Annotated in this window: 2 protein-coding genes; one reads left to right on the top strand and one right to left on the bottom strand. The window is 63.7% G+C overall.

What is annotated here, in order from left to right; translation table 11 throughout:
- Positions 1–2,359 (bottom strand): PVC-type heme-binding CxxCH protein (locus ACIREA_RS29690; protein ID WP_397385938.1); only part of this gene is annotated, 2,359 nt, incomplete at its 3' end.
- A 185-nt stretch (positions 2,360–2,544) separates the two neighbouring features.
- Here ACIREA_RS29690 and ACIREA_RS29685 point away from each other — a divergent pair.
- A partial coding sequence (locus tag ACIREA_RS29685) for a hypothetical protein (RefSeq protein ID WP_397385937.1) occupies positions 2,545–2,997 on the top strand: 453 nt, incomplete at its 3' end.

Raw genomic sequence — 2,997 nt, 5'->3', positions numbered from 1 at the left:
CCTTGGCCAGCACGCCGGGGAGCTGCTTGTTCTTAAGGAAAACGGTCAGGATGGGCTTGGCGGCATCCACTTCTGCCTTGGCCAGGAACTCGACGGCGCGCTTGGCCGCGAGTTGCGGTCCGACGCTGGTCAGGCCGTCGATCATGAGGGCACGCAGGCCGTTGTCCTGGGATTCGGTGAAGAGTTTGTCGAAGAGATCCCGGGACTTCACGCCGCCGAGGGCGGTGAGGCCGCGTGTGGCACCGTCGCGAATGGCAGGGAGGGTTTTGGCATCGGTGAGCAGGGCCACGAGCTTTTCGCGGGCAGGTTCCACCTTCCAGAGTCCGGCGAGGATCGCGGTGCGATGCACGACATGGGGCTCGGGGCGGGCAAACCAGGCCATGACGATGTCCTTCGCGCCTTCGGGGATGACTTTGCGGTCCGTGGCCGCCTTCACCAGGGCGTCCTGCAGGCCGATGTAGTAGGGGGCCAGGGAGGCGTCGTTGACCATGTCGACCATGGTCTTGGCCTGCGCGGCGTCGGCGGCGCTGCCGGCCATGTCCAGCACGGCGGCGGCGTCTTCGGCGCTGAGCTTGCCGCTTTTCAGCGCAGCAAACAGGGGTGGCAGGGCATCGCTGCGGCCGGTGCTCTTCATGGCATAGACGAGGTGCTTGGGCCGCTCGTCGAGTTTGAGCTTGCCCTCGACCACGGCGGGCATCCAGATGTCGGCCTGCTCACGGCAGGTCTGCTCCAGGAGGAAATCGAGGGAGTCGTCCATGGGGTGGTCCAAAACCTTGAGGGCGAGGCTGATAGCGCCGGGCTTGCGCATGTCTGCCAGCACGGCCAGGGCCCAGAGGCGCACCTGGGCGTTTTCGTCCGCCACGGCCTGCTCCAGCACCTTCATCACTTCAGGGAAAACCTTCCAGCGGTGGCTCAGGATGCGCAGCGCGGCGGCACGGATGCGGTAATCGCCATTTTCCCAAAGCCTGCGCCAGAGCGTGGGCGAGAAGGAGTTTACACCTTCGCGCGCCCAGGCGGCTTCGAGCAGGGCGTGGGAGTCGGCTTCCTTGGTGGTGTCCAGCTTGGCGGCCCACTCGTCCAGAGCCAGCGTTACTTTGGCAGCGCCTTGATCACGGAGCTCACGCTTGGCAAAACGACGCACGTGGTTGCGGTCGGACTTGAGCATTTCCAGCAGGTCGGCCGTGGTGGCACCGGCGATCTGTGGCTTGGGGCTGAGCGGTTTGCCCTTGGCGGTGATGCGCCAGATGCGGCCGTGCTCGTGGTCGCGGCGGGCGTCGCGGAAGTCCACTTCACCGTGCTGAATGATGGGATTGTACCAGTCGGCGATGTAAATGGCGCCGTCAGGGCCCATCTTGACGTCGATCGGGCGGAAGGCGCGGTGTGTGGAGGCGAGGAGGTCGGGGAGCTGCTTGGCGATGTAGCTGCTGCCGCTGGGGGTGAGCTGGAAGCGGTTCACGCGGTTGCCACGGAAGTCATTGAGCACAAAGGTGCCCTGCCAGTCGGCCGGGAAGTGAGGGTCTTCGATGATTTCCAGGCCGCACTGCTTGGGCTGGCCGGGGCTGAGGCCGTGGACGATGCGCTTGGCCCCCGGGGAGGTGGCAAAGACGGAGCCGGGGAAGATGAAATTGATCCCTTCCCCGCCTGCGCCGTCGCAGGCGAAGCTCTGGCCCCAGCGGTCGAACTCGAGGCCCCAGGGATTGATGAGCCCCTTGCTGATGATTTCCGCCCGGCGCGTCTCAGGCCGGAACTCCCAGATGCCGCCGCCCATGAGACGGCGGATGCCGTGGGGGGTCTCCATGTGGGTGTGGATGTAGATGGACTGATTGAAGTAGAGCATGCCCTCCGGGCCCCAGCGGAAGGTGTGGAGGAGGTGGTGGGTGTCCTCGGTGCCGAAGCCGCTGAGCAGGATGGTGCGGTCGTCCTCTTTGAGGTCGTTGTTGGTGTCCTTTAAAAAGAGCACCTCGGTGGAATTGGCCACATAGAGGCCGCCGTCTCCGGGGGCGAGGGCGGTGGGGATGTGCAGCCCTTCGGCGAAGGTGGTGGATTTGTCGGCTTTGCCATCGCCGTCGGTGTCTTCGAGCACGACGACCTGGTCCTTGGCCTCTTCGCCGGGCTTGATGTGCGGGTAGGTGGTGCTGGTGACGACCCAGAGGCGGCCCTGGGCATCCCAGTTCATCTGTACCGGCTTCTGGATCATGGGCTCCGCCGCGAAGAGATTCACCTCAAAGCCCTCGGGAACCACGAAGGCCTTCAGCTCCGCCTCGGGGTGTGCGTCAGGCAGATCGGCCAAAGAGGTCGGCTGCGAGGCATGCGCGAGTCCAATGGAACCAACGAGAATCAGGGCAAGGCGGGTCATCATAAAAGAGAAGCGCAAGATACGACTCTGCGGCGGACGTTTGGCAAGCATTCTCTCGGGGGAAATGCAGGGGGTGGTGGCGATGATTGCCGTAGCTGGCAATTGTTTCCGACGGCCTGCACCTGCCAATGCGATGACCTGAAGCATACAGCGCTTGGAATTTAGCCGGGTGATGATTAGCGTGCTGCGTGCAGCAGAAAGATGGCGCATCCAAACCCCTTCAAGCCCCTGATTTGACGAAACGCCCCTTCCCCTTCCACCTTTGGCGGCCTGTGCTGAAGTTGCTGCTGCTGAAGCTCACGCCCATCTTGATCATCGGGTACTATGGGCAGCGGTATCTGACCCAGGGCAGGCTGCCGCCTGAGGGACCGGTGAAATTCGTGGCTGCAATGTGGCTGGCGATTGGACTGATGCTTTCGCTGGCTTTTTTCATGGACTGGCTGCTGATGCGGAGATTCACCTGGGTGCTGGAGCCGGAGGGCGTGCACATTCAGAAGTACGGGGCCACGGTGCAGGTGGTGCCCTGGAACGAGATCTCCGGGCTGAAGCTCAAGCCCCTCGGACTGTTCCTGTGGTCGGGGAAAAAAGTCCTGCGCTTCTCACACCTGCCCCAGGCCGAGGCGGAGCGACTGCTGATAGAG

Origin of the sequence: Prosthecobacter sp., assembly GCF_044373815.1 — a bacterium.
Lineage (GTDB): Bacteria > Verrucomicrobiota > Verrucomicrobiia > Verrucomicrobiales > Verrucomicrobiaceae > Prosthecobacter.
This window is presented reverse-complemented; position numbering and strand designations above follow the sequence as displayed.